Origin of the sequence: Bradyrhizobium sp. SMVTL-02 (assembly GCF_051853005.1) — a bacterium.
GTDB lineage: Bacteria > Pseudomonadota > Alphaproteobacteria > Rhizobiales > Xanthobacteraceae > Bradyrhizobium.
In genome coordinates, this window is record NZ_CP182469.1 from 2,152,760 (window position 1) to 2,172,641 (window position 19,882).

Sequence of the window (19,882 nt, forward strand, 5' to 3'; positions counted from 1 at the left end):
GCGCAACGCCGATTAACGCCCCGGCAACCTAAATTGGATACTTACGATAAAGATCGAATTGCACGGATGTACTGAGTTCGATCAGACGAGCGTAAGCGTAGCGTGAGCGTATCGATGTCAGTGTTGCGTAAGCATCCGAAGGGCGCGCGGTTCGCGTCCTTCGGCATCGGTCTCTGCATCTTCGCATTGATGCCGAGAGAGACCGGCTATCAGGACATTGCCTCTCTGTTGGCGCGTCAGCCCGGCGTCGCCGAGCGTTGGCAGAAGCAGGTGTTCTCCTCGGCGTCCTCGATCCAGCTCGCCACCTACAGCTTCTCCCGGCCCATCGGCACTTCGGTTCCGCAGAGCGCGATGGTCCGCCTCGCAAGCATCGATGGCCGCGACGTCACCGGCGCGGTCAGCCGCAATCCGGCACTGCAGGCGCCGCCCCACTACCAGGCCGCAGATTTTCCCAAGGTCGATCGCTCGCTGAAGGGCGATCGCCTCGCAACCGCTACACCTGCACAAACGCCGGAGACGGTCGCTCCGTCCGCGACACCCCCGCAGGAAGATCCCGCGACGTCGAACAGCTCGGTGTTTGGCGCCAAGACCGCTGCATTGCCGGGAGCGATGTCGCCGGAGTCCGCGGCCGCCCTCGACCCGGAGCTCGCGGAAGCGATGCGCGCGCCGCCATTACCGCAATATGCCAATCCCCCGCAGGCCGGCGACGTTGCACGCTCGTTCGCGGTGCAGCCGTTGGAGGCCCTGAAGCGGGCCACTGCTCCGACGACGCCCGTGCGCGAACCCTTCAGCGTCAAGACCTCGAGCTTGTTCTTCGGCAACTCCTCGCTCGGCGGCAATCTCGAGAGCATCGAGAGCTGGCAGCCCGGCGCCGAGCCGCTGATCGTGATGCCCGACCCCGACATCAAGGTCACGGCCTCGCTGACCCCGCCGACGGCCGAGATCGCCAAGGACATCGAGAGCGGCGAGAGCGTTGCGCCGAAGGGGGAGGTCAACGCCGACAACCAGCGCGCCAAGTCGCCGGCGGAGCGACTCGCGCTCGACGACAAATCGCGCGCGAAGTCGGAGAAGTGCCTCGCCGAGGCCGTCTATTTCGAATCCCGCGGCGAGGCCGTGCGCGGCCAGATCGCGGTGGCGCAGGTGGTGATGAACCGCGTGTTCTCCGGAAAATATCCGGACACCGTGTGCGGCGCGGTCTATCAGAACAAGCACCGCCATTTCGCCTGCCAGTTCACCTTCGCCTGCGACAACAATCCCGATGTCATCCGCGAGCCCGAGATGTGGGAGCGTGCGAAGAAGATCTCGAAGGCGATGCTCGATGGCCAGATCTGGCTGCCCGAAGTCGGCAAGTCGACGCACTACCACGCCTATTGGGTGCGCCCGTCCTGGGTCGCCGAGATGAAGAAGATGTACAAGACCGGCGTGCACACCTTCTATCGGCCGCGCAACTGGGGCGACGGCAGCGAGGAACCGAGCTGGGGCACCCCGGCCCAGACCGCCGCGCTCACCGCGGCACTCGCGCAGGAAGCCAAGAGCTCGGCCGAGATGGGCAACACGGAGCGGCGGTAGCTGTCCTTCACCTCTCCCCGCTTGCGGGCAGAGCGTTGGGGTGAGGGGGACTCTCCGCGAAGACGGCGACAGTTGGACTCGCGGAGACTCCCCCTCACCCGGAGTCCGCGCTCTCCCGCAGGCGGGAAAGGAAGACATCAAGTCTCGATATCCAGCGCGCAGTCGAAATTCGGCGCCGAATGCGTCAGTGCGCCGGAGGACACATAGTCGACGCCGGTTTCCGCGATGGCCGCAATCGAGTCCAGCGTGACGCCGCCTGACGCCTCCAGCTTCAGACGGCCAGCGTTGATCCTGACAGCCTCGCGCAGCGTCGTAAGGTCCATGTTATCCAGCAGCACGGCGTCGGCCATTCCGGTGTCGAGCACCTCGCGCAGCTGGATCAGCGTATCCACCTCGATCTCGATCTTGACGAGATGACCGGCATGGGCGCGGGCGCGCTCCAGCACGGCATGGATGCCGCCCGCGACTGCGATGTGATTGTCCTTGATGAGGATCGCATCGTCGAGGCCGAAGCGATGGTTGAAGCCGCCGCCGCAGCGCACCGCGTATTTCTCCAGCGCGCGCAATCCCGGCGTCGTTTTTCGCGTGCAACAGATCCGCATCCTGGTGCCTTCGGTGCGTGCGACATAGTCCGCCGTAAGCGTGGCTATGCCCGACAGCCGGCCGACGAAGTTCAGCGCGGTGCGCTCAGCGGTGAGAATGGCGCGCGCGGGCCCGGTGATCGCCAGCACCTGCTGTCCGCCGGCAACCCGTGCGGCGTCGCGGACATGCGCGCGCACATCGATGTCGGCCGAGAGCCTTTGCAGCGTCGCCAGCGCCAGCGGCAGGCCGGCGATCACGCCGGACTGGCGCGCGACCAGGATGGCCTGCGCTCTTGTCGCTTCCGGAATCGTCGCGAGCGAGGTGATGTCACCGGCGCGGCCGAGGTCTTCGTCGAGCGCACGGTGCACTGCCTCGTCGATCGCGAGCGGGGAGAGGAAGGCGTCCGGATAGAGCAGGGAGGTCGAGGTAATCATGGAGGATTCCTTCAGGCGGTCACGGATTGCGCAATGCGCGGCAGCGGACGCTCGGTCAGGCTCTGCGCGACCTCGCGCGCTGCGGAAAGCGTGGTCATCGTTCTCTGCGCCAGCGCAGGGATGTCGGCCGGATGATCGGAACGGAAATGGGCGCCGCGGCTCTCGTGCCGCATCCAGGCCGCCGCTGCGACGAGCAGGGCTGAGATCGCCATGTTGCGGACCGTGAGGCTGGCGGCCTCACGCTCGAGCGCGGCAAAGCCGCGTGTTGCTTCTGCAAGCCCATCGCCATCGCGGATCACGCCGACATGCGCGCTCATCACTGCGCGCAGCCGTCTTACGTGAGCTGCGTCCGGCGCGCCGCCGCGTGGCGTCACGACTGCATCGGGGAGGCGCGCAGGCGAGGGCACCGTGCTGCCGGCGATGTCGTCGGCGATGCGTGCGGCGTAGACGACCGCCTCCAGCAGCGAATTGGAGGCGAGCCGGTTGGCGCCGTGTGCGCCGGTGGAGCACACTTCGCCGCCGGCCCAGAGCCCGTCGATCGAGCTGCGGCCGCGCGCGTCCACCGCGATGCCGCCCATGTGGTAATGCGCGGCCGGCGCAATCGGGATGGCTTGCCTCGCGGGATCGATCCCGGCGGCGATGCAGCTCGCATGCACGGTGGGAAATTTTTCGGCGAAACGCGTGCCCAGCGCTTCCCGTGCATCGAGGAAGGCGCCGCGCCCTGCGGCGATCTCGGCGAACACGCCGCGGGCCACGATGTCGCGCGGCGCGAGTTCGGCGAGCGGATGGCGCGCGAGCATGAAGCGCTCACCATGGCGGTTGATCAGCGTCGCGCCTTCGCCGCGCAAAGCTTCGGTCGCGAGCGGCGCCGGATCGCGGCCGACCGTGATAGCGGTAGGGTGGAACTGCACGAACTCAGGGTCGGCTATCACCGCGCCGGCGCGGGCGGCGATCGCAAGGCCGGAGCCGCTGGCCTCGAGCGGATTGGTGGTGATGGCGTAGAGATGGCCGAGGCCGCCGGTCGCCAGCACGACCGCCCGCGAGGCCAGCAGAATGGGCTTTGCCGAGGGATTGCCGACCTCGCGCAATTGAAGCCCGGTGACGGCACCGTTCTCGGTCAGCAGAGATTCCGCGACGAGGCCTTCGATGATGCGGATCGATGGCGTCCGGCGCACGGCTTCGCTTAGCGCCGCGATGATGGCGGCGCCCGCCCCGTCGCCGCGCACATGCACGATGCGCCGGGCCGAATGCGCGGCTTCTCGCCCCACGGCGAGCTTCCCTTCGAGGTCGCGGTCGAACGGCACGCCATAGGCGAGCAGGTCATGGATTCGCGGCGCAGCCTCACGGGCAATGCCGAGCGCGACGGCTTCGTCGACGAGGCCGCCGCCGACCCCGATCGTATCCGCGGCGTGTGCTTCGGGCGTGTCGCCTTCGGCGACCGCCGCGGCGATGCCGCCTTGAGCCCATGCGGACGATGCGCCCTGTCCAAGGGGCGCCGCCGAAATCAGCGTCACCGGCCGCGGCGCCAGCTTCAGTGCGCAGAACAGCCCGGCAAGGCCGCCGCCGACGATGACGACGTCGTCGGTGCCGCGGGTGAGGTGGTGGATGTTGTCTGTCATGGCTTTCTCCATTGTCGTCCTGGCGAAAAGCCAGGACCCGTGACCCCGACTGTTTGTTGTTGCGGCAGGCTGGAGCTACCAGCGCGCCAATATCGTGCTGTCGTTATGGGTCCCGGATCTGCGCGCGCTTGAGGCGCGCTTGTCCGGGACGACGGCTGTGGTTGTGGCGACTTGTGTCGCTAGTTCTTCAGATTGATCATCCGCTCCACCGATCGCCTTGCCCGCTCTGCAAGCGCGGGATCGATCGTGACTTCCTCGCCGAGCATCAGCAGGCTCTGTAAAATATTGGCGAGCGTGATGCGCTTCATGTGCGGGCAGAGATTACAGGGGCGCAGCATCTCGACATCAGGCAGCTCGGCTCGCACATTGTCGGCCATCGAGCACTCCGTGATCATCACCAGCCGTCGCGGCCGCTTGTTGCGCACCCAGTTGATCATGTGCGCGGTCGAGCCGGTGAAGTCGGCTTCCGCCAGCACGTCCGGCGGACATTCGGGATGTGCGATGATCTGCACGGACGGATCGGCCTCGCGAAACGCGCGCAGCTCCTCGCCCTTGAAACGCTCGTGCACCTCGCAGGCGCCCTTCCAGGCGATGATCTTCACGTCTGTCTTCGAGGCGACGTAGGTCGCGAGATAACGGTCGGGCAGGAAGATCACGGTCGGCGCATTCAGGCTCTCGACCACCTGCACCGCATTCGACGAGGTGCAGCAGATGTCGACCTCGGCCTTCACCTCCGCCGAGGTGTTGACATACGCGACGACGGGCACGCCGGGGAACTTCTCGCGCAGCAGCCGCACGTCGGCGCCGGTGATGCTGGAAGCAAGCGAGCAGCCGGCGCGCGAATCCGGGATCAGTACCGTCTTCTCCGGGTTGAGCAGTTTCGAGGTCTCCGCCATGAAGTGCACGCCGCACTGGACGATGATGCCGGCCTTCACCTTGGTGGCCTCGACCGCGAGCTGGAGCGAGTCGCCGCCGATATCGGCGACGCAGTGGAAGATCTCCGGCAACTGATAGTTGTGGGCGAGGATCACCGCGTTCCGTGCGCGCTTCAGCTCGTTGATCGCGCGAATCGTCGGCGCCATCAGCGGCCACTCGATCGGCGGGATCACGTGCTTCACGCGCTCATAGAGCGCCGCGGTGGCGTGCTCGACGTCCTCAGTCCATTCCAGCGAAGGCATCGGCAGCGCGGGCCCCCGCGCCGGGGCGGCGCGGGGAGAGGTGATGACGTGGCCCTGCGGCCGGTTGGCGAAATCGGCAGGGCCGTAAATTCCAGCGATCGGCATTGAAGCCTCCCTTCTATGGCATTTATACTCATATTGAGTATATTTGTGGTCTGAGTAATCCGGCCCGAGGGCCGGAGCGGACTTCAGCCTGATATGCTCATTATGAGTAAATCGAAGATAACACGCGACGCTCAGGATCGCTAGACGCTGCCGCACACATTCCCGTCAGATCGCGTCAGGCGAGGCCTCATTGAAATGCAATGCTCTCACGACACGTGGAATGCAACCGCTTTTGACTTGGGATTTTCATGCAAATGCATTAAACGGGCTGGCTCGCGGCTGCCTATTCCGGACCGCCAACAACAGACAAGGACACACCATGTCGACATCAATTGGCGAGCTCGGTTCGGTCTCACGTTCCACCTGGCGCACACCGGCGATCATCATTCTTTGCGGCTGCGCCATCGGCATGCTCGGCTTCGGCCCGCGCTCGGCGCTCGGCTTCTTCGTGCAGCCGATGAGCCACGAGTTTGCCTGGGGCCGCGACGTATTCGGCCTCGCGATCGCCGTGCAGAATCTGTTGTGGGGACTGGGGCAGCCGTTTGCGGGTGCGGTGGCGGATCGCTTCGGCCTTTTTCGGGTGATGTGCGTCGGCGCGCTGCTCTATGCCGGCGGCCTGCTCCTGATGCGTTACTCCTCGACGCCGTTGTCCCTGAATATTGGTGCGGGCGTGATGGTCGGCTTTGGTCTTGCCGGCTGCTCGTTCAACCTGGTGCTGTCGGCCTTCAGCAAGCTGCTGCCGGCAGAGAGGCGCGGGCTTGCACTCGGCGCCGGCACCGCGGCGGGTTCGTTCGGTCAGTTCCTGTTCGCGCCGATCGGCGTCGCGCTCATCGACAATTTCGGCTGGCAGCAGGCGCTCGCCGTGTTCGGCTTCCTGATGCTGCTGATCATTCCGCTGTCGCTGGCGCTCTCCACACCGCCGGTCGCAAGCACGACCAACGCGGCGGCCGCGGATGAGCAGACGTTTACGAAGGCGCTCGCGGAAGCCTTCGGCCACCGCTCCTATGTGCTGCTGGTCCTCGGTTTCTTCACCTGCGGTTTCCAGCTCGCGTTCATCACCGTGCATCTGCCGGCCTTCCTGGTGGATCGCGGCATCTCGACGCAAACCGGCGGCTGGGTGATCGCGGCGATCGGCCTGTTCAACATCATCGGCTCGCTCAGCGTCGGCTATCTCCAGAACTATCTGCCCAAGCGCTACATCCTCTCGACCATCTATTTCACGCGCGCGCTTGCGACGCTCGCCTTCATCTCGTTCCCGATCACGCCGTTCTCGGCGATCGCGTTCGGCGCGATCTCCGGCCTGACCTGGCTGTCGACGGTGCCGCCGACCTCGGCACTGGTGGCGCTGATGTTCGGCACGCGCTGGCTTGCGACGCTCTATGGCTTCGCCTTCGTCAGCCATCAGGTCGGCGGATTCCTCGGCGTCTGGCTCGGTGGCATCGTGTTCGAGAAGTTCGGTTCCTACACGCCGATCTGGTGGCTCTCGATCCTGTTCGGCGTGCTCTCGGCGCTGATCAACCTTCCGATCGTGGAGAAACCTGTCGCACGGGCGGTTGCGCAGCCGGCCTGATCGGCTAAACATCCCCGACAAACAAGTCAGGGAGTGCAGCCGTGGCCACATTCAAGGCGATCCGGATCGACAAGGCGGACAAGGGCACCACCGCGCAGCTCGCGCAGTTCGACGAGGCAGAGCTGATGGAGGGCGACGTCACCGTTCGCGTCGAATGGTCGACGCTGAACTACAAGGACGGCCTTGCGCTGACCGGCAAAGCGCCGGTGGTGCGCCGCTTCCCGATGATCGCCGGCATCGACTTTGCCGGAACGGTCGAAGCCTCCTCGCATCCGCAATGGAAGGCGGGCGACAAGGTGGTCTGCACCGGCTGGGGCATGGGCGAGACCCATCTGGGAGCCTATGCCGAGAAGGCGCGGGTGAAGGGCGACTGGCTGGTCGCCCTGCCGCAGGGCCTGACGGCGCGCGACGCCATGGCGATCGGGACCGCCGGCTTCACCGCCATGCTCTCGGTGCTGGCGCTGGAGAAGCATGGTCTGTCGCCGAAGAGCGGCCCCGTCGTGGTAACGGGCGCAGCCGGCGGCGTCGGCTCGGTCGCGACCGCCGTGCTGTCCAAGCTCGGCTACCACGTCATCGCCTCGACCGGCCGCGCGGCGGAAGCCGACTACCTCAAGCACCTCGGCGCCGCCGAGGTCATCGATCGCAGTGAATTGTCTGCCCCGGCAAAACCCCTGGCCAAGGAGCGCTGGGCGGGCGGCGTCGACAGCGTCGGCTCGACGACGCTGGCGAATCTCCTCTCGATGACCAAGTACGGTGGCGCGATCGCCGCCTGTGGCCTGGCGGCCGGCATGGACCTGCCGTCTTCGGTCGCGCCTTTCATTTTGCGCGGAGTGTGCCTTCTCGGCATCGATTCCGTGATGTGCCCGATCGAGCCGCGAAAAGCTGCCTGGCAGCGTTTGGCCTCCGACCTGGATCGGACAAAACTAGCTGAAATTACTCAGGAAATTTCGCTCGATGATGTTCCGGGATGGGGTGCGAAAATCCTGGCCGGCCAGGTCCGCGGCCGCGTCGTGGTAAAAATTGTCTGACGGCGTTCAGACTTTACCAACCAAGCTGCTCCAATGTTGCCATGGTTAGTATGGTAAGCAGCGGGTAAAGAGATAAGGCATAGCCCGCTGCGGGGGTCGGTTCGGAGTTGAGCATGCTTGCGCGTATTGTGTTGGGGGCTGTTACGGCGGCAGCGACGTTTGCGCCGGCCATTGCAGGTAGCATGAACGCCGACGAGGCGCGCCGCTTCGTGGCCGGAAAGGTCTTCGCCTTCACCTGTTTCGATGGTACCCGCGGCGCGGGCCGCATCCTCGACGACCTCGGCGCTGCCGGTGCGGTGCAGTTCTCGGGCTCGGGCCCGGTGAAACATCTCCGCCTGCCCGGCAACACCCTCCAGATCCGCGGCCAGAACGTCTGCGCCTCGATCAAGGGCATTCCGTTCGAGCCCTGTTTCAACCTGGAAAAGACCGACGAGCGCAGCTTCCGCGGTTCGGTGTCGGGCATGGGCTTTGCCTATTGCGACTTCCACCACCAGGGCGGCAACCAGATGCTGATGGCGCGCGCGTCGGCGCGCCCGCGCTCGCTGCGTTCCTCGGAGCACACCGGCTCGGTCGGTGCGCCGAACACCGAGGTCGCCGCGCGCGTCGAGACGCCGCGTGTCGAGAGCAGACGGATCGAGCCGGTGAGGGCCGAAGCGAAGTCGGAGCCCGCCAGGAACGAGGGTCCGCTGGAGCTGCGTCGCTCCACCCAGTGAGCCGGCGGTGCGGGTCAATCCGCGTCTTGCCGTTGCATATGTCCATCGAACATCGAGCCGCGCGCGCCCTAGTCATACGGACGGCGGCTTTCATCCCGGTAGCTGTTCGCGCCCCCGTTTTCGTGCGGCCGGGGGGGGGGGCGCGCCCTAGACAGGTGTTCAACAGAGATGACCGAGGTCTGCGCCAATCTGCTCGGCGGGATCGCGCGCAGCATGAAGCCGAATGCCAAGTGGAGCATGGAGCTGCTCGACGAGAAAAAGAAGCCGGTGTTCCGCATCAGCATTGTGGGCGAGACGGTGGTGCAGTAGGGGAGACCTATCCCTGGATGTGGTTAACCTGTTAAGCTCGCACTCCGTGCTGAATTTCAAGGGGTTTCCGCCCTAGTTCAGTATTTGAACGGTGGCGGTGTTAACCAATTTGGAATGGCTGGCGCTCACCTTTTGAGCAAGAGCGATCAACGCCAGGGGCCGCCGACAACGACTCGGCTGCGCGCATTGCTTTGGGGAAACACCAATGTTGAGCCTCGTTCGGAACTTGCGGATCGGGACAAAGCTGGCGATCGCGTCGGCACTCGGCATCATCCTGGTCGTTTGCATGATCGCAAGTCAGCTCGTCGGTAACGGCAATGTGCGGGGCTCCAACGCGGCCGCGGTCGCGCAGCTCGAGCTCGCGCGCGAGGCGGTGGAAGCCAAGCTCGCGGCGCGCAGCATGCAGCTCGCCGTCCGCGACATACGGCTCGCCGGCAACGCGGCCGAGCTGCAGAAGGCCGGCGCTGCTCTGGTCGAGCGCGCCGAAACGTTGACCAAAGTCGCTGAGACGATGCTGAAGCTGTCACAAGTGCCGGAAAACCGGACCCGGATGGAAAAGCTCAAGAGCCTGTCTGCGGGCTATCTCAAGGGCGCTCAGCAGAATGCCGCCGTTCGTGGCGAGGCCATCGCCCTTGCGGCGACGGACGCCGCCGCCGCTGCCAAGCTCTCCGAAGAAGGCACGCGCCTGGCGCGTGAGGTGACCCTGCCGATTGCTGCCCAGCTCGATACGATTACGAGCGAGATTGCGGATTTTGCCAGGCATAAAAGCGAGGAAGAACTTGCCGCCGCGACGCAGGAGATGGCCGCGAGCGAACGTCTCGGCGTCGCGGTCGGCATCTGCGCCATGCTCGTTCTCATCGGCTCCTGGCTGATGTCCTTCTTCACCATCGCCCGGCCGATCCGCGCGCTCACCGTGGCCATGGACAAGCTCGCCGGCGGCGACTTCTCCGTGGTGCTGCCCGGGCTCGGCCGCAGGGACGAGGTCGGTGGCGTCGCCGCGGCCGTCGAGAAGTTCAAGGCTGTGTCGGAGCAGAAGGCGCGCGAGGAGGCCGAGGCGAAGGTCAGGCAGGATCAGGCCGCAGCCGCACAGCGCAGGGCCGAGATGCACAGGCTTGCCGACGGCTTCGAGGCCGCGATCGGCGAGATCGTCGATACCGTGTCATCGGCTGCGACCGAGCTGGAAGCTTCGGCATCGACGCTCACCTCGACCGCGGAACGCGGCCAGCAGCTCACCACCATGGTTGCGGCTGCTTCCGAAGAGGCGTCCACCAACGTGCAGTCGGTAGCATCGGTTACGGAAGAATTGTCGTCGTCGATCACCGAGATCAGCCGGCAGGTGCAGGAATCTGCTCGAGTGGCCAATGAGGCGGTGGGCCAGGCCCGCACCACCACCGAGCGCGTCAGCGAACTGTCCAAGGCGGCGATGCGCATCGGCGACGTCGTCGAGCTGATCAACACCATCGCCGGCCAGACCAACCTGCTGGCGCTCAATGCCACCATCGAGGCCGCTCGCGCCGGCGAGGCCGGCAAGGGTTTTGCGGTGGTTGCCTCCGAGGTCAAGGCGCTCGCGGAGCAGACGGCGAAGGCAACCGGCGAAATCGGTCATCAGATTGCAAGCATCCAGACCGCGACCGAGCATTCGGTCGGCGCCATCAAGGAGATCAGCGACACCATCGAAAAGCTGTCGGAGATCTCCTCGACGATCGCTGCCGCCGTGGAAGAGCAGGGCGCGGCAACGCAGGAAATCTCCCGCAACGTGCAGCAGGCGGCGGAAGGTACCCATCAGGTCTCGTCCAACATCACCGACGTGCAGCGCGGCGCGACCGAGACCGGCTCGGCCTCCTCGCAGGTGCTGTCCGCCGCGCAGACGCTGTCGGGCGACAGCAACCGCCTCAAGCTCGAGGTCGGCAAGTTCCTCTGCACCGTGCGCGCCGCCTGACGCTCTCAGCTGCTCCGGCCGAATGTTTGCAACTTAAAGTTGCAGTAAAGGCACCGCTGCGCTCCCGTAGCTTCACTAGGTTCCTGTTAACGCCTGTTTGCGACTATGTGCGCAATCTTACCGGATAAGAACCAGCCAGCATCGTCGGAATGACTTCCATCCTGTCGTCGGTCGTGAGGATGGCGGCGCGGGGTGGTTTGCGCGTTGCCAGGTCTCATGGGGATTTGTCGTGATGTCGAAGTTGTCGATCGTCTTCAAGCTTCTGACCGTGTTGTCAGTCCTCGTGCTCGCGCTCGCCGGCGTCGGCGTGACGGCGATCGGCACCATGCAGAACATCAATGCCCACACGGTCGAGATTGCGGAAAGCTGGCTGCCGAGCGTGCGTGCGCTGGGCTCGCTCCGCGCCGACATCAACGAGCTGCGCGTTGCCCTTCGCCTGCACCTGATGCAGGACAGCGCCGAGGGCAAGGACGCGGCCGAGAAGCGGCTCGCCTCACTGCGCGAGCGTATCGAGAAGACGCGCAAGGTCTACGAGCCCCTGATCAACTCCTCCGAGGAGCGCTCTCTCTATGAGCAGTGGGCCAAGGCGTGGGCCGAATATCTGAATGGCGTGCAGGACGTGATGGCGCTGTCGCGCAAGAGCGTCGGCCGTTTCCCGACCGATGCCAATGAGATGTTGCAGACCAAGGTGGCGAAGATGGCCCAGGCAGCCGATCCGCTGCTGCAGAAGGGTATCGAGCTCAACAACAGCGGCGCCGAGCTGGAAACGAAGCAGGCGGCCGAAAGCTATGCGCTGATCTTCCGCGTCCTGGTCGGCATCATCGTGCTTTCGGTCGTGATCGCGATCAGCGCGGCCTATTATCTCGTGCGCGACGTTTCGCGTGGCATAGCTTCGATCATCAAGCCGATGCAGTCGCTGGGCGAGGGGGACCTCTCGGCCGAGGTGCCGCATCGCGGCGAGAAGACCGAGATCGGCTCGATGGCGGATGCGCTGCAGATCTTCAAGGAAGCCTTGATCGCCAAGAAGGCTGCCGATGAGGCCGCCAGGCTCGACGCCGAGGCCAAGATCGAGCGCGGCCGCAGGGTCGATGCCATCACGCGCAAGTTCGAGGCGATGATCGGCGAAGTCGTCGGCACCGTCTCCTCGGCCTCGACCGAGCTCGAGGCCTCGGCGTCGACGCTGACCAGCACCGCGCAGCGCGGCCAGGAGCTCGCCACCGTCGTCGCGGCGGCTTCCGAGGAAGCCTCCACCAACGTCCAGGCGGTCGCCTCCGCTTCGGAAGAGCTGTCGTCCTCCATCACCGAGATCAGCCGCCGCGTGCAGGATTCGGCACGGATGGCGGCGGAAGCGGTCGAGCAGGCGGCGCGGACCAACGAGCGCGTCAACGCGCTGTCGAAGGCGGCCTCCCGCATCGGCGACGTGGTCGAGCTCATCAACACCATTGCAGGACAGACCAACCTGCTGGCGCTGAACGCGACCATCGAGGCGGCGCGGGCAGGCGAAGCCGGCCGCGGCTTCGCGGTCGTGGCCTCCGAGGTCAAGGCGCTGGCCGAGCAGACCGCGAAGGCGACCGGCGAGATCGGCGCACAGGTGTCCGGCATCCAGGCCGCAACGCAGGAATCGGTCAGCGCGATCCAGGAGATCGGCGGCACCATCGAGCGGCTGTCCGAAGTGTCCGCCGCGATTGCCGCCGCCATCGAGGAGCAGGGCGCGGCGACGCAGGAGATCTCGCGCAACGTCCAGCAGGCCTCGGTCGGCACGCAGGAGGTTTCCTCCAACATCACCGACGTGCAGCGCGGCGCGATCGAGACCGGCGAAGCCTCGACAGAGGTGCTGTCGGCGGCCAAATCGCTTGCGACCGACAGCACGCGCCTCAAGGTCGAGGTCGCGAAGTTCCTGGAATCTGTCCGCGCGGCCTAGAGCGAAATGGCTCCGGGTTGAATCGATCGCTGCGGCTCGTTTACCGCTCCCGCATGCGGGAGAGGTCGGCGCGAAGCGCCGGGTGAGGGCTTTCTCCTCTTGGGATTGTCCCATTGCCGAGGCGCCCTCTCCCCGACCCTCTCCCGCAAGCGGGAGAGGGAGTGCTCCTCGCCCGACGCTTTAGCTGCCCGTCTGCGGAGCCGGCGGCGGGACCTGCCGACGGAACAGGATGCGCTGGTAGAGCCAGCCGATCGCGACCAGCACCACGCCGAGGCACATGAACGACAGCGCGCGGTAGACGCCCGTCAGCGTCGACATGTCGATGACGAAGGCTTTCAGGATCGTCAGCGCGATGACGGCGGCGGACGCCAGCCGCGCCCGTTCCGAGTTGACGAGAATGCCGACCCCGAGCAGTACCACGCCGAAGGCGAGCCAGCCGATCGAATAGGTGTATTGCTCGGCCCCCGTCGTCGGACCGGTGGAAAGGATCGGGCCATGATAGAAGCGGCGGATCTCCAGCGTGACATAGGCGAGCGCAAACACCAGCGCGCCGCCGGCGATGGTGTTGGCGTAGACCTTGCCGCGCTCGCCGACCACAGCATAGGACAATAGCAACATCAGCACGGCCGGCAGCGCGTAGCCCAGCAGCAACAGGTTGAACACCGCGCCGCCGACGTCGATGCGCCAGATCAGCGGGTTCTCCAGGATGAAGAGGCCGAACACGCTGATGAGGCCGGCGATCGCGGTCAGCACGACCGCGCCGACGTTGTGCACGATGCTGCGGCTGCGCAGCCGCAAGCGCTCCAGCCCGATTGCCATCGCAAGCGCGACGCAGACCTGCAGCGCGAATTCGAGCAACGACGGCGGCGAAATCATGTCACCGCCGGTCGCAAGGTGACGAACCTCCATGAAGGCGAGCAGCGCGGTGAACAAGATCGCGGCTGCCTCGACCACGCGCAACGGCGCGTCGTCGGCACGGCGGCGCAGAAAGACGCTCGCGCACCAGAACGAGGCCGCCGGCAGGCCGTAACCCCACAGCAGCCAGTTGAAGATCGGGGTTGTGCCGACGGCATCGCCGACAATGCGCGGATCATAGACGATGCGCGCGGTGACGATCGCGGCGAAGATGGCAGCCAACCGGCGCAGCACCGGGATCGGGCGCTGCAACGAGATCCAGGCGGTGCCGAGCGACATCAGCGCGAGCGCAATGGTGAGCCAGCCCTTCTCCAGCGCGAAGGTCAGCGCCAGCGCCAGCGCGCCGAGCGTGCCCGTCGCGAACAAGGCGATCGAGGTTGCAACGCCCGGTCGTTCTTCGCGACGAGTCAAGGCTTCGGTCGCGCCGCCAAAGGCCGCGGCGAGCAGCACCGCGAGGATCGCGAACGGGATCGAACGGTCGAGATGGGCGATGCGCGCATAGAGCGCAACCAGGATCGCGATCGGCGTGGCGACGCCCGCCGCAGACCACACAACCGGAATGATCGGCCAGTTCGAGCGGCCCTGCGCGAGAAAGCCCGCGACGCCGAAGCCGGCGGCGAAGATGGCGGCCGTCACCAGATGCAGCGTCACCGAGCTGTCGGTCGCGACAGGACCGATGCCCGGCATCGGGCCGCCCGGCAGCACCAGCATGTCAGGGTTGGCGCGCACAGCCCATTCGGCGAACACGACGAACACGGTCGCAGCAGCCGCGCCCAGCGCACCAGTCGCTGCCGGAGCACGCCAGGCGACGAACAGCGTGCCGCCGACCAGAAGGGTGAAGGCGATCAGCGCCAGATCGGCATGCGCGCTCGACAGCACGACCAGCATCGCGCCGAACAGATAGGCGCCGAGCGCGCCCGACGAGATCGGCTCGATCTCGCCGTCCTCGATGGTCGGGCCGAACATGAAGCCGCAGACCACGAGCAGCGCGGCGAGCACGAACCCCGCGATGACATGGAAGGCATGCGGCGCGACCTGCACCTCGTTGGTATCGAGCCCCGGGAAGATCCAGAGCACTGCGAAGGCGATGGTCGTGACCGCGAGCCAGCGCCACAGCCGGATGCGGGCGAGACCAAAGCTCGCGGCGGTGACGATGGCGAGATAGATGTAGAGCGCCCAATAATCCGGCTTGCCGCTGGAGACGAGGATCGGCGTCACGAAGGCGCCGACCACGCCAAGCCCTGCTAGCGCGGGCCCGTGCAGGAGCGCGGCGGCGAGCGTGCCCATCGCGACGATGCCGAGCAGCACGAAGGCGGTTGCCGGCACCAGGAAGCCGTACAGCGCATAGGCCGCGTAGATGGTCGCGAACGCAACCGCAGTGCCGGCCGCGGTGAGGATCGCGGGAATGTTCGCGATCGGCAGTGCGTGGATGCTGGAGATGCTCTCCTTGCGCCGCGTCCATTCGCCGGCCCCCAGCAGCGCGGCCGCGAACAGGCCGCCAAGGAAGACGCGCACGCCAGGGCCGACCAGGCCGGCCTCGATCGAATAGCGCACCATGAAGAAGCCGCCGAGCGCGAGCGCAAGGCCGCCGATCCAGACCACCCAACGCGTGCCGAGACGCTCTTCAAAGCCGGGTGCGGGCGCTGCCTCCGGCACCGGAGGCGGCGGTGTATCGGCCGCCGGGGTCGGTTCGAGCGGGGGCGGCGCAACCTCCTCGGCGACGAGCGGAGGCGGCGTGGGCTCGGCTTCCGGCGCAAGCGGCGGCGGCTCTGCGGCAGGCGTTGCGGGAGTTTCAGCCTGCACCTGCGCGGGCATCAGCGGCGGCGGTTGCACAACCGGGCGCTGCGCATAAAACTTCTCTTCAAGCAAGTTCAGCCGGCAGCGCAACTCGGTCGCCTGGCTGGACGCCTTGATCGCGATCAGGAAGGCGATGATCGCAATGATCAACGCAAAGACGTCGAAAGGGCCGTCGAACATGAAGCCTCCAGGCAACCGGCGGGCAGGGGCCGGTACCAAACTCAGGATCTAGCGCCGGGAGCGTACGCGCAAGCCCGGCGCGGGCCGCTCCTGGAGCACCTCGCGGCGGAAGCGGTAGAACGCTGCCGGTCGTCCGCCAGTCTGTGTCGACATCACGCCGGTCGGTTCGACCAAGGCTTCCGATTCGACCAGGCGCCGGAAATTCTGCTTGTGCAGATGCCGGCCGGAGATCGCCTCCACCGTATGTTGCAATTCCGTGAGTGTGAACTCGGCGGGCAAAAGTTCAAACACCACAGGACGATACTTCAGTTTCGCGCGCAGCCGCGCGATTCCCGTGGCGAGAATCCTGCGGTGATCGAACCGCATCGAGGTCCCGAGCGCCGGCAGCGCCTTGCGCGCTAATGCCGCAGGACGGCCGTCGCGGCGCGCCTCCTCGATCAGCCCGGCCTCGTACAACAGCTCATAGCGGTCGAGCACGCGCTCCTCGTCCCAGGGCGCACCCTCGAGCCCGAAATAGAACCGCACGCGATCCTTGCGCGGCAGCGCGCGCGTCGTCTCGGGGGGGTCTTCTTCGGCCCACTTGGTCAGCGCCGGGATGATGTCGCGGGCGATGATCGCGGGTGGCTCCTCGCGCCAGTCCTCCCAGGGCAGGAAGCGGTACCACGGCTCGAAGCTTGCGCCGTTTGCCGCGAGCTCGCCGCGCGCGGCGCGTGTGAGCGCGAGATAGCCGATCGACACCATATGCGCGCCGGTATCGCCGGCCTCGGCATGACGGCCGCGATCGCCGAAGGTGTAGAGCTGCTCGACATAGCCGAGCCGCAGGCCCGCCTGCTCCTCGACCCAGGCGCGCAAGCCGATCTCGAAGGTGCGATGGCTCAGCGCATCGAATGGCCCGAACGGCAGGCCCGCCAGCCCGTCACTGCCGCGTGCGGTGAGGATCAGCGGCTCGTGGTCCTCGATCGCGACGATCGCAGCGGTCAGGCCGATCTCGATCGGCGTCAGCAGCGTCTCGCTCATGCGGCTGATGTCGCGGGTGTTGTGAGAGAGGCATGCCGGTTGATCGAGCAGACCTCTCCGCGGCCTCGCTGCACCTCTGCCGCTTGCGGGAGAGGTCGCGCCGAAGGCGCGGGTGAGGGCTCTCGCCTGTTGGGGAATCCCAATGAGACGGCACCCTCTCCTCCAAGCGGGAGAGGGTGCGCACCTGCGATGTGGCGCGCAACTGTCATTCGAGCTCGATCACGAAGGGTCGGCCCTCGACCATCATCGCGCCCGGGCCAATCTCGTCGAGCGCGCGCAGCATGCGGCCGTTGCGTCCCAGCGCGCGGTCGGCGAGGGCGACGATACGCCGGTTCGGGGAGGCGATCGGCGAGGCGGCGCGGATCTTCTTCGCGATCTCGATCTCGTCGCGGTGCGGATTGAGCGCGCAGACAGCGGCGAAGGCGCTCGCGGTGGAGCGGCTGATGCCGGCATAGCAATGCACGACCAGCGGCGCGCTGCGGTCCCAGCCGCGCACGAAGTTCAGCACCTGCTCGATATGCGTCTCGGACGGCGCGACGAAGCCGTCCATCTCCTCGGTGATGTCGTCCATCGACACCTTGAGATGGTTGGCCGGCAGCACGGATACCGGACGTGCCACCTGCTCGACATTGGCCATCACGGTCAGCACGTGGCTGGCCTTGGTCAGGCGGACGGTTTCGGGAAGCGCGGCGAGGGAACAGACGTGGATCATGGCGGACCTTTTTGCCGTTGATTATAGCGAGCGCTTGTAGAGTGGGCAAAGGCGCATCGAGCCGTGCCCAGCATCTCGCAGTTGCGCGCATCGCGCCTGGTTTGGTGGGCACGCTTCCGCTTTGCCTACCCTACGAAGCGATGACGCTACGCAAACACCGCGCCGAACCGCTCCAGAAACTGCTTCTCCGCCCGCGCCGCGGTCCAGGGCGTGAGGTAGTCGCGCCGGACGCTGTCGGAGAGGCCCGGATCCTTGCCGAACAGGCGCCGCGCCTCGCTCTCGCTGAAGCCGGCGAGCTCGGTCGCCTCGAGATAGGCCGCGCCGCGATCGGCGGCCTTGATGGCCTGCGTGATCTCCTCAGGCAGCACCGGCGGCAAGCCGAAGCGGATGTGGATGGCGCCGAGCAGGCGTTTCTCCACCGCTTTGTAATGGCCATCGAGCACCGCCTTGAACGGCGAGATCATGTCGCCGATCACGTATTCGGGTGCATCGTGCAGCAACGCGGCGAGCCGCATGCGCTGGTCCACGCGCGGCATCTCGTGCCGCATCACGGTTTCTACCAGCAGCGTGTGCTGCGCGACCGAGAAGATGTGCGCGCCGGTGGTCTGCCCGTTCCAGCGCGCGACGCGCGCCAGCCCATGGGCGATGTCGGCAATCTCGACATCGAGCGGAGAGGGATCGAGCAGGTCGAGCCGCCGCCCCGACAGCATGCGCTGCCAGGCGCGGGATTCCGCGCCGCGCGTCGTCTTCTTCGCGCTCATTTGGGCTTGAGGCGCTGCTTGCGCTGCGTCTTGCCGCAGGTCGCGTGGCAATGGCAATCGACGAGATGGTCGTTGACCATGCCTGTCGCCTGCATGAAGGCATAGACGATGGTTGGGCCGACGAATTTGAAGCCGCGCGAGGACAGCTCCTTGGAGATCTGCACCGACAGCGGTGTCGAGGCCGGCACGCTCGCCGTGGTCTTGAAGTTGTTGACTTTGGGCTTGCCGCCCATGAAGTCCCACAAGAGCTTCGAGAAGCCCGGGCCCTTCTCCATGATGTCGAGATACGACTTCGCGCTCAGGATCGCGCCGTCGATCTTGGCGCGGTTGCGCACGATGCCGGCATCGTTCATCAGTGCATGGACCTTCTTCGCATTGTAGCGCGCGATCTTCTCAGGCTGGAAATCGTCGAAGGCTTTGCGGAAATTATCGCGCTTGCGCAGGATCGTGATCCAGGACAGGCCGGCCTGAAAGCCGTCGAGGATCAGCTTCTCGTAGAGCGCGCGGTCGTCATATTCGGGCACGCCCCATTCGGTGTCGTGATAGGCGACATAGAGCGGATCCTCGCCGGGCCAGGGGCAGCGGGTCAGGCCATCGGGATGCAGGCGGGGAGCGCGGCTCATGCGGTGGGCTGCTTGGCAGGAATACGGACGATTTCAGGTTCGGCAAGCGTCAGGGTGAGGCCGCCGGCGGTGAGCGGCTGGCCGGCATCCAGCGCGTCGGCGACGCGGTCGATGCGCACGAGCGCGATGCCCTTGCCTTGCGCCGACGAGCCCATGGTGCCGACCGGCTTGTCGCCGGCCATCACGCTGACGCCGACTTCCGGCGAGACGTCGTCGAGCAGCACCTTGATGCTGCGCGTGCGCGCCGTGCCGCGATGCTGCATGCGCGAGACGACCTCCTGACCGACATAGCAGCCCTTGTCGAAATCGACGCCCGCGAGGCGGTCCATATTGGTCTCGTGCGGGAACGCATCGCTGTACATGAAATCGAGCCCTCCGCGCGGTACGCCGAGCGCGATGCGGTGCGCCTCGTAGTCGGCCGCATCGACCAGGTCGGCGCCGATCAGGTCGGACAGTTTCTGCTTGAGATCCTCGCGGATCAGGATGCGCGTGCCGAGCTCGGCATTGCGCGGATCGGCGAAGGCAAGGTCCGGCTGCGCCGCAAGCTGGCCGCCCCACGCCGCGAGCACGCCGAGATCAAGGTTTTCCACGCTCACCTTGGCGCGCAGCTTGTAGAACTTCAGCTTGGTGGCGAGGGTGTCCGCCAGCGCCTTCGGACAGTCGATCAGGAACCCGCCGCCATGGCCGGCCGGCACCTCCGTGATCAGGAAATCGACGATGATCTTGCCTTGTGGCGTCAGCAGCGCGCCGAATCGCCCCAGCCCCGGCTTCAGCCTGTCGACATCGGTCGTGATCAGGCCGTTGAGGAAGTTGCGCGCATCCTCGCCCGCGACCTTGACCACGCCCCGGTCGGGAAGAAACGCTGATTTCATGCGAAAATCTCTTGCGACATGTTGCTCCGGAACGTAAG

15 protein-coding genes and 1 pseudogene are annotated in these 19,882 nt (G+C 66.1%); 7 read left to right on the forward strand and 9 right to left on the reverse strand.

What is annotated here, in order from left to right:
• Positions 1-114 precede the first annotated feature (114 nt).
• The gene (locus ACNJYB_RS10015; RefSeq protein ID WP_439373798.1) at positions 115-1,569 is read left to right on the forward strand and encodes a cell wall hydrolase; all 1,455 of its coding nucleotides are present in this window, start codon (positions 115-117) and stop codon (positions 1,567-1,569) included.
• A gap of 137 nt (positions 1,570-1,706) precedes the next feature.
• Here the strand turns inward: ACNJYB_RS10015 and nadC are convergent, their stop codons facing one another.
• The 3 genes from nadC to nadA form a co-directional block, all read right to left on the reverse strand.
• The gene (gene nadC, locus ACNJYB_RS10020) at positions 1,707-2,585 is read right to left on the reverse strand and encodes a carboxylating nicotinate-nucleotide diphosphorylase (protein WP_439373799.1); all 879 of its coding nucleotides are present in this window, start codon (positions 2,583-2,585) and stop codon (positions 1,707-1,709) included.
• Positions 2,586-2,596: 11 nt separating this feature from the next.
• Positions 2,597-4,204 carry an L-aspartate oxidase gene (locus tag ACNJYB_RS10025; RefSeq protein ID WP_439373800.1) on the reverse strand — a complete coding sequence of 536 codons (1,608 nt, stop codon included), beginning with the start codon at positions 4,202-4,204 and terminating at the stop codon, positions 2,597-2,599.
• Positions 4,205-4,383: 179 nt separating this feature from the next.
• Positions 4,384-5,487: a quinolinate synthase NadA gene (gene nadA, locus ACNJYB_RS10030; protein WP_439373801.1), complete on the reverse strand. Its 1,104-nt coding sequence runs from the start codon at positions 5,485-5,487 to the stop codon at positions 4,384-4,386.
• Positions 5,488-5,806: 319 nt separating this feature from the next.
• Between nadA and ACNJYB_RS10035 the strand changes: the two genes are divergently transcribed.
• The 6 genes and pseudogenes from ACNJYB_RS10035 (at position 5,807) to ACNJYB_RS10060 (ending at position 12,967) form a co-directional block, all read left to right on the forward strand.
• Positions 5,807-7,057 (forward strand): MFS transporter, encoded by a 1,251-nt coding sequence (locus ACNJYB_RS10035; protein ID WP_439373802.1) that lies wholly within the window; start codon positions 5,807-5,809, stop codon positions 7,055-7,057.
• Positions 7,058-7,098: 41 nt separating this feature from the next.
• Complete coding sequence (gene acuI, locus ACNJYB_RS10040) at positions 7,099-8,085, forward strand: acrylyl-CoA reductase (NADPH) (RefSeq protein ID WP_439373803.1); 987 nt, start codon at positions 7,099-7,101, stop codon at positions 8,083-8,085.
• Positions 8,086-8,198: 113 nt separating this feature from the next.
• On the forward strand, positions 8,199-8,798 hold the full coding sequence (locus ACNJYB_RS10045; RefSeq protein WP_439373804.1) for a hypothetical protein: 600 nt from the start codon (positions 8,199-8,201) through the stop codon (positions 8,796-8,798).
• 165 nt (positions 8,799-8,963) lie between these two features.
• Positions 8,964-9,107, forward strand: a pseudogene (locus ACNJYB_RS10050) (DUF6894 family protein); the annotation flags it as partial.
• 205 nt (positions 9,108-9,312) lie between these two features.
• Positions 9,313-11,046 (forward strand): methyl-accepting chemotaxis protein, encoded by a 1,734-nt coding sequence (locus ACNJYB_RS10055; RefSeq protein WP_439373805.1) that lies wholly within the window; start codon positions 9,313-9,315, stop codon positions 11,044-11,046.
• 232 nt (positions 11,047-11,278) lie between these two features.
• Positions 11,279-12,967, forward strand: coding sequence for a methyl-accepting chemotaxis protein (locus ACNJYB_RS10060; protein ID WP_439373806.1), 1,689 nt, complete (start codon positions 11,279-11,281; stop codon positions 12,965-12,967).
• Between the two features lie 180 nt (positions 12,968-13,147).
• Here the strand turns inward: ACNJYB_RS10060 and ACNJYB_RS10065 are convergent, their stop codons facing one another.
• The 6 genes from ACNJYB_RS10065 to ygfZ all read right to left on the reverse strand — a co-directional run bounded on the left by ACNJYB_RS10065 (position 13,148) and on the right by ygfZ (position 19,844).
• Positions 13,148-15,859 carry a DUF2339 domain-containing protein gene (locus ACNJYB_RS10065; RefSeq protein WP_439373807.1) on the reverse strand — a complete coding sequence of 904 codons (2,712 nt, stop codon included), beginning with the start codon at positions 15,857-15,859 and terminating at the stop codon, positions 13,148-13,150.
• A gap of 48 nt (positions 15,860-15,907) precedes the next feature.
• On the reverse strand, positions 15,908-16,876 hold the full coding sequence (locus tag ACNJYB_RS10070) for an NUDIX hydrolase (protein WP_439373808.1): 969 nt from the start codon (positions 16,874-16,876) through the stop codon (positions 15,908-15,910).
• A 205-nt stretch (positions 16,877-17,081) separates the two neighbouring features.
• Positions 17,082-17,588, reverse strand: coding sequence for a tyrosine phosphatase family protein (locus ACNJYB_RS10075; protein WP_439373809.1), 507 nt, complete (start codon positions 17,586-17,588; stop codon positions 17,082-17,084).
• A gap of 146 nt (positions 17,589-17,734) precedes the next feature.
• Positions 17,735-18,349 carry a YfbR-like 5'-deoxynucleotidase gene (locus ACNJYB_RS10080; protein WP_439373810.1) on the reverse strand — a complete coding sequence of 205 codons (615 nt, stop codon included), beginning with the start codon at positions 18,347-18,349 and terminating at the stop codon, positions 17,735-17,737.
• Positions 18,346-18,972: a DNA-3-methyladenine glycosylase I gene (locus tag ACNJYB_RS10085; RefSeq protein WP_439373811.1), complete on the reverse strand. Its 627-nt coding sequence runs from the start codon at positions 18,970-18,972 to the stop codon at positions 18,346-18,348. The genes ACNJYB_RS10080 and ACNJYB_RS10085 overlap by 4 nt, the downstream gene beginning before the upstream one ends.
• Positions 18,969-19,844, reverse strand: a complete 876-nt coding sequence (gene ygfZ, locus ACNJYB_RS10090; protein WP_439373812.1) for a CAF17-like 4Fe-4S cluster assembly/insertion protein YgfZ — start codon at positions 19,842-19,844, stop codon at positions 18,969-18,971. Before ygfZ ends, ACNJYB_RS10085 begins: the two co-directional genes overlap by 4 nt.
• Positions 19,845-19,882: the final 38 nt, after the last annotated feature.